This is a genomic window from Pseudomonas sp. 57B-090624 (assembly GCF_003234055.1).
Taxonomy (GTDB): Bacteria; Pseudomonadota; Gammaproteobacteria; order Pseudomonadales; family Pseudomonadaceae; genus Metapseudomonas; species Metapseudomonas tohonis.
In genome coordinates this window covers 1-862 of record NZ_QKRU01000186.1, presented here as the reverse complement: position 1 = coordinate 862, position 862 = coordinate 1, and the positions used below count along the sequence as shown (strand labels likewise).

At 64.6% G+C, this 862-nt stretch carries 1 protein-coding gene; it reads right to left on the bottom strand.

What is annotated here, in order from left to right; genetic code table 11:
- Positions 1-862, bottom strand: an 862-nt coding sequence (locus tag DMX10_RS32905; RefSeq protein ID WP_158545647.1) for a hypothetical protein, incomplete at both ends; no start/stop codon positions are given.

Sequence of the window (862 nt, the reverse complement as noted above, 5' to 3'; positions counted from 1 at the left end):
GTGCTTTGTGCCTGGTCGATGGTTTCACCGTCGATGCTCAGCACCCACCGATCATGCAGCTCGGCCACCTGGGGACCAGGTCGGCCCGATAGGCCGGTCGAGAAACCCACCACACCGGCGGCGTTCATGGTCAGCTCACTGTCATACGCATAGCGCAGGGTCCGGCGGTCGCGCTCGATGCCGCCGACGCGCAGGATGTAGACGAGCTCTTCGGTCGTGCTCGATGTCACCCGGCCCCGGAATTGGAACGTGCCCTGCTGGATGGTGTACGCGCCGCCATTGGCCACACACACGCCGACACGCTCGGTGAACTGCTGCTCGAAGATGTGCGGGGTCAGCGCCGTGGCGCTGCCGTCCATGCTGAAGCCGGCCGACAGGTTGTACTCCAGGTCCAGGGTGACCGGCTGAGCCGCACCGTCTTCGTACCAGTAGCCCAGCACGACCCCAAACACCTTGGCACTGCGGGTACCAGTGGCAATGGAAACGGACGGCGTTTCAATGGATGGGATGCCGTTGGCGTCGAGGTACATTTCGCCGCCCTCGACGGTCTGGTGCAGCCAGTTGCATGCCTCATTCGACGGCACCCAGTCGTCGCGCCGAGGGAAGCGCCAGCCCCACACCCCGCTAAACACGGTCATGTCCTCGGTCGTCTCGGACCGCTCCGCTGCCTCGTACCCGCTGAGTCGATGAAGCGTGGCGCTGAAGGGCTCCGCTTGACCATCGCCCTGGATGACCAGCTCGGCAAACGGGCCATAGGGCATCACGCGTCGAAAGCGCTCATCGTTCAACGTCCAGCCCAGCACGGCCCGCGAGCCATCCTCGGCGATGTCCCAGACTTTCATGCCGCTGAATGGCGCATCGT